The organism is Sodalis-like endosymbiont of Proechinophthirus fluctus (assembly GCF_001602625.1).
Taxonomy (GTDB): Bacteria; Pseudomonadota; Gammaproteobacteria; order Enterobacterales; family Enterobacteriaceae.
Genome location: NZ_LECR01000046.1, coordinates 19,918 through 26,332, shown reverse-complemented (window position 1 = coordinate 26,332; position 6,415 = coordinate 19,918). Strand labels below are relative to the sequence as shown.

Sequence of the window (6,415 nt, the reverse complement as noted above, 5' to 3'; positions counted from 1 at the left end):
GGAACAGATAAAAATACGCTTACCAGACAGATCCAAATCTGTCATCTTAATTAAATCCATGGTGAACCCTCTTGTTTGTTTGATGCTTGCTAAATCGCCTGAGCCGCGGGGAAAGGCTTCTTCACACCGGACCAGCAGTCGCTCGAAGCCTCATCCATCCAACGTCTCATGGGACGGCCTTAATCTTTTACACATCGGGTGATGAAATGCCGTTTCGCACCCACTTGCCTCGGCTGGGGAGCCACGCAAAAAGTATACCAGCACGAATAATAATTCTCTGTTATCAACTATATCACGAGATAATTCCTGTGCCTGCTTTTGCTATCCGCTCGGGGGTGAGGCCGCACGCAACATCACTTGCCGGGGTCATGCCCTCTGCGATTCGTTACACTGCTGGCTGAATCGCTTCGTCTAGAATAATCAAATTTGCTCTTGGCAGGAATAATCTTGCTAATTTTGTGATGCAGATCTACTTTATGAGCCAAAATTATCGCGCCATGGCCATGACAATTCCGACGATTTCCGCTACGGGCAGACGGCCTGTTATCCGCGCAGCGAGACGTTATAGCCATCACGACCGAGAAACGAGGGTACTAGGGTGCCGGCCGGCAAGTCTGAATACCCAGCCAAAAAGCTGTCGGATGAGGCGTCTGCCGGCGGTCTTAAAACGGCATACTTTTGCCGCGATCTTATCGCGATTGCCAGCCAGGCTGGCGGCCTCAGCTGATAACGTGCCCCTACTTTCCTTAAATGCCAGAGTTTGATGCATGAAACTGCTTCGAGGGGGGGATCATGCCTGTTTTTTATAAAAGCTTCAAATGCCGACGAGGCAAGCAATGCCTCTCCCACTGTTGCCGCGGGTAGGTAGGTTCATGTAGTCGGGTTCATATAGATAAAAACCTATATAAGACTTCTCATCAAATCGAAATAAAAATATTACTGAAGAATATCTGATTCCTCATATCTCAGAATAGAATACTCACCGCTAACACCTATATCGCGCTGAAAGCGGATAGCAATTGTCATTTTCTCAATCAGAAAAAACTGCGAATCATCTAACTAATGCTGGGTCTGAGTGTATTGAGTCGAAAGTGCAAAACCTATCCGAGCATTGAAATGTCTATCCACAGTCATCGCCAGCATTCATTAAATTTATCGTGTCAGGAAGTGATACGCCTAGTGTTGTTTCATCCCAATGCATTAAAATATCAAGAAAAAACCAGCGTAAAACGCATTAAAATTACCGAGTCTATCGGCAGCGCTCGGCGAGAAGAATGACGTTACCCAGAAGAAACAGATTATTTAGTTATTCTGCCGTCATTTGATTATGGCACACAGCCACTTTATTTAGGATAACCTGTATGCCCTAGTACAGGTTATAATATTCTTATTATAATCTTCTTACAATCGCTGAATTATTAGGTGGAATAGAACTACCCGCAAGTGGAAAGTCTGTTTACATAACTCGCCAATGCGTTGACCAAAAGCCAGATTTTTCAAATAAAGAAAAGATATCACCACATCGAGCCAACACCGCTTCAAATTCTCTTTTCTTTTGGTGATTCTGCGTTTTTACTACTATGGGACGATCGCGTCAATACTTACTCGCCTCGGTTAGCGATACCGTGCAATTTTTAGGTTTTCAAGATGAAACGTTGCAAGCTAATATGCCTGAGAATTGGCAAATATTGAATAACGAATGGAGAAAACTACTTCATGACAGTTGCCTGGCCCCGCTGCACGTCCTTAAGAATTCTTTCTTGTATCAATTCCATCACACGACATTCTGCTTATAAGGATCTTACCCATAGTATGGGTAATTTATATGATTATTTTATCAATTTTTCTAACTGAAAACCATGCTGTCGGTACAGTCAATCCGTAGCCACACCGTATCGGAAAAGCGGTTCCGTTAGCCTTTGCCACCGTGATGATACACTCCGCCCATTTCCGGCCCTAGCTTGATGCGCTCATCAATAAACTGAATTATGGCGACAGCCTTTCGTGCCTGCTGTTATTGAGCTAGACCTTACCCGCTGGTAAAAGGCGAGGCCGACCGCGGTACGGACGAAAGCAGACAGACCAAGTTGTTTGCCACGGTGGGTGCAGAATCGGACGTCACGCACGTCCCGCGTCTGGTACCCCAGAGCGTGCTGGAATTATCCAAGGAGTCATCCAGCACATCGCCTTCCCCGTCAGTCGTCACCCCGCTTAACACCCTGGATATAAAGCATTTCCAGCGCTAGCGTGGCGGCAGCTAGCGCGGTGATCTGCGCCTGGTCATAGGCCGGTGCAACCTCGACGATGTCCATACCGACGATATTCAGCGGATGCAATCCGCGCACTAGCTTCAGTGCCCGATCACTGGTCAGGCCGCCGATGACCGGAGTACCAGTACCGGGGGCCGCAGAAGGATCCAGACAATCGATATCAAAAGTGAGATAGACCGGCAGGTCGCCCGTAATCTGGTTCACTTGCGCCAAAATATCGTCAACGCTACGGTCATTAACCTGCTCCGCGTCGAGCACGGAGAAACCGTTATCGCTCTCGTACTCGGTACGGATGCCTATCTGCACCGAATGGGCGAGATCGATTAACCCTTCGTTCGGTGCATGATAAAACATGGTGCCGTGATCAAATTTACTGCCGTTGGCGTAGGTATCGGTATGAGCATCGAAATGCACCAGCGCCATTTTGCCAAAGTGTTTGGCGTGGGCGCGCAATAATGGCAGAGTGACAAAATGATCGCCACCAAAAGACAGCATTCGCTTCCTGGCCTCCAGGAGCCGCTCAGCGTGGTTCTGCAGTTTGTCGCAAAAATCTTGCGCGTCGCCGAATTCATACACCAGGTCGCCGCAATCTACTATTTTCAGGCGCTTACGCACGTCGAAATCCCACGGCCAGCGGCAACCTTCCCAAGCCAAGTTAGTGGAAACCTGGCGAATAGCAGCGGGCCCGTGCCGGCTGCCGGCACGCCCCGAGGTCGCCATATCAAAGGTAATACCGGTGATCACCCAGTCTGCGTCCGCGTGATATGGATTGAATTCCAGCGGTAGGCGCAGGAAACCGAAATTGTTCGACACCAGCGAATTATCGTAATTATGACCCAGGGTATTCATCATCATTCCTTATAACGTTATTCATCTTCCAGGTAAGTATAACCGTACAGACCCGCCTCGAATTCCTCCAGGAATTCGCTTTGTAGCCCGGCATCCAGATCAGTGTCCTTCACCTGGTCACGAAAACGGGTCAGCAGCACATCGGGATCGAGCTGCACATAGCGCAGCATATCGGCAACGGTATCACCTTCGTCAGACTCATTCATCTCTAGGCTGCCGTCCTTGAACACATACACATCTACCGTAGCGGTATCGCCGAACAAGTTATGCATGTTGCCGAGGATTTCCTGATAGGCGCCTACCATAAAAAAGCCGAGGGCCGGCGGATTATTAGCATCATAAGGTGGCATCGGCATGGTGGTGGCGATGCCGTCGCCGTCAATGTAGTGATCAACGGTGCCATCAGAGTCGCAGGTAATATCAAGCAGCACCGCGCGTCCCTCTGGCAGCTTATCCAGCCCCGCCAGAGGCAGAACCGGGAACAGCTGGTCTATCCCCCAGGCGTCCGGCATCGACTGGAACAGTGAAAAGTTGACGTACAGCTTATCTGCCATACGCTCTTGTAATTCATCGATTATCGGCCGGTGGGCACGATTACTTGGATCGAGCTGCGTTTGAATTATGCGGCAGATACTGAGATACAGTTGCTCGGCCCAAGCGCGCTGCGTCAGATTCAGAATACCGTGAGTATATTGCGTATGGACATCATGCAAATCCATTTGGCTGTCGTGCAGCCATTCGCGTAACGAGCGACGGTTGCGCGGCTCATGCATTTCCTGCCAGGTCTGCCACAGGCTTTCCAACGCACGCGGGGCGTCCTTCTCCGGCGGATGCGGCTTGCTGAATTCATTACGCTCTACGCCGATGACATTGGATACCAGTACCGTGTGGTGCGCTGTCACTGCCCGGCCGGACTCGGTAATGACCGTTGGGTGCGGCAGGCCGTATTCATTACAGGCATCTCCGATACCCCAGATGATATTGTTGGCATATTCGTTCAGGCCATAATTGGCCGAGCCATCGGATTGCGAACGAGTGCCTTCATAATCGACCCCCAAACCTCCGCCGACGTCGAAAAACTCAATATGGACCCCTAACTTATGCAATTCGACATAAAAACGCGCCGACTCACGTACGCCGGAAGTGATATCGCGAATATTCGACAATTGAGAACCTAAGTGGAAGTGCAGTAACTGCAGGCTCTCCAATCGACCTTTCACACGCAGTAAATCAACCAATTGCAACACTTGCACTGCCGCCAAGCCAAATTTTGATTTCTCGCCGCCGCTCGATTGCCATTTGCCGGAACCCTGCGAGGCTAGGCGGGCGCGCACGCCGAGGCGCGGTACCACACTCAACCGTTCCGCCTCCTCCAGTACCAGCGTGATTTCGGAAAGATTTTCAATCACCAAGTAGACTTTATGACCGATCTTTTCGCCGATGAGCGCAAGGCGAATATATTCCCTATCTTTGTAGCCGTTACAGATGATCACCGTGCGGGTCATGCCGGCATGGGCGAGTACAGCCATCAATTCCGCTTTGGAACCGGCCTCCAGGCCCAGCGGCTCGCCGGAGTTGACCAGAGATTCGATAACGCGGCGGTGCTGGTTGACTTTAATCGGGTAAACCAGGAAATATCCACCCTGGTAGCCAAAGGAATCTTTCGCCCTCTGAAAAGCGGCGTTAATGGAGCGTAAACGGTGCTGCAATATTTGCGGGAAGCAGAATAGCGCCGGCAAACGCTGGCCTTCAGTCTGGCGCTGTTTTACCAGTTCTGCCAGATCGACGCACACCTCGGGAAAGTCAGGATTTGGGCAAACGCTGATATGACCCAACTCATTGACGTCGTAGTAGTTATTACCCCAGTACGTGACATTGTAGGTTCTCAGCATTTTACTGGCGTCGCTGTCGTTCATGGCTACCACCTCCTGCATTGAGCGCAAAGTGTCTTGTCGAGCCGCGCGGCGGGATTCCTAGTCCAGTCGTGAATCACTCATGGCGGCGGTCTCCCAGGCGCGGCGCTATATTGCCGACTATCGTCGATTAAGCGTTCACGCCGGCTACTACAAACAGCACCTGGACCGCCAGAGCGCAAAGAACGAGGCAAGAAACGCTGCCGGACGCTGGCGGCGTCCGGTCTATCCAGATAGTAATTGTAAAATACCTTGGTGAACTCCGTGCTACAGGATGGCGGAACATCATCAATTATGATTGCATGAAAAGCCGTATAACCAGAAATCAGAACCCCTAGGCTAGATAGCCCGGGTGTCCTGAGCCGCTTCGGTCGAGCGTCGACTTCGACAAGAAAGGATGAGCGAGGCGTCGTGGGGAAAAAAGGTAGCTTGACGCGCCGTGCGTCGGAAATGGTATGTAGAAACGAGAGACATCTTGTGTGTCATGAACCCTGTCTTCTCCTAATAAAAAATTAGATTCTCAACCTTGGCACCGGGGATAAGTGTAAAATTTTTAGCACCCGTTGTTCGATTAACTTTTACGTTACCTGATATAAACTCACGAAATTTTATACCGCTCAAAAGGAAAAAAAGCAAAATGAAATTGTCCAATGTCACTTTATTGACGCTTTTTATCCTCTTTTGAAAATTGGAACTAGCTGATATATTTCAGCTAAAAATTACTGGCATTCAACCTAAGCCCTATCATAGAATAGCCATCTAGAAGTTAATCCATCTATACTGATTAACTGTTTTACTGCTGAATGACAGTTTCCAGGGGAGGCAGTATGATGCTACCGTCATCATCTAGAAATCGCGTATTACGGGTGCCCCGTCCCCAGCGCTATGCAGTCATTTCCAACCCGTATCCAAAGGTAAAAACCAATGTTTAAACATCTATTTACATCTGAATCTGTCTCAGAGGGGCATCCTGATAAAATCGCGGACCAGATTTCCGACGCCATACTGGACGCCATTCTGGCGCAGGATCCCAAGGCACGCGTCGCCTGCGAAACCTATGTTAAAACTGGCATGGTCCTGGTGGGCGGCGAGATCACCACTAGCGCCTGGGTGGATATTGAAGAATTAACGCGCAGCACTATCCGCGAGATCGGTTACATTCATTCGGATATGGGGTTTGACGCCAATTCTTGTGCCGTGCTGAGCGCCATTGGTAAGCAGTCCTCGGATATTAATCAGGGTGTAAATCGCACCGATCCGTCGGAACAGGGAGCGGGCGACCAAGGGTTGATGTTTGGTTACGCAACCAATGAAACTGATGTGCTGATGCCGGCGCCGCTCACCTACGCGCACCGTTTGGTGGCGCGACAGTCTCAGGTTCGT

4 protein-coding genes are annotated in these 6,415 nt (G+C 50.0%); 2 read left to right on the top strand and 2 right to left on the bottom strand.

The features are described from left to right. Nucleotides 1–1,062 precede the first annotated feature (1,062 nt). Complete coding sequence (locus tag BG74_RS13270; protein WP_187202671.1) at nt 1,063–1,278, top strand: hypothetical protein; 216 nt, start codon at nt 1,063–1,065, stop codon at nt 1,276–1,278. A gap of 917 nt (nt 1,279–2,195) precedes the next feature. Here BG74_RS13270 and speB read toward each other — a convergent pair. Continuing rightward, nucleotides 2,196–3,119: an agmatinase gene (gene speB, locus BG74_RS05305; protein WP_066597153.1), complete on the bottom strand. Its 924-nt coding sequence runs from the start codon at nt 3,117–3,119 to the stop codon at nt 2,196–2,198. 17 nt (nt 3,120–3,136) lie between these two features. Beyond that, entirely contained in the window at nt 3,137–5,053 is a 1,917-nt protein-coding gene (speA, locus tag BG74_RS05300; protein ID WP_244267322.1) for a biosynthetic arginine decarboxylase, read from the bottom strand. A 903-nt stretch (nt 5,054–5,956) separates the two neighbouring features. Between speA and BG74_RS16960 the strand changes: the two genes are divergently transcribed. Next, nucleotides 5,957–6,415, top strand: a 459-nt coding sequence (locus BG74_RS16960; RefSeq protein WP_305809575.1) for an S-adenosylmethionine synthetase N-terminal domain-containing protein, incomplete at its 3' end; no start/stop codon positions are given.

Coding starts and splice junctions, on each gene's coding strand:
- BG74_RS13270 (WP_187202671.1), top strand. CDS start 1,063: ATGCTGGGTCTGAGTGTATTGAGTCGAAAGTGCAAAACCTATCCGAGC.
- speB (WP_066597153.1), bottom strand. CDS start 3,119: ATGAATACCCTGGGTCATAATTACGATAATTCGCTGGTGTCGAACAAT.
- speA (WP_244267322.1), bottom strand. CDS start 5,053: ATGCAGGAGGTGGTAGCCATGAACGACAGCGACGCCAGTAAAATGCTG.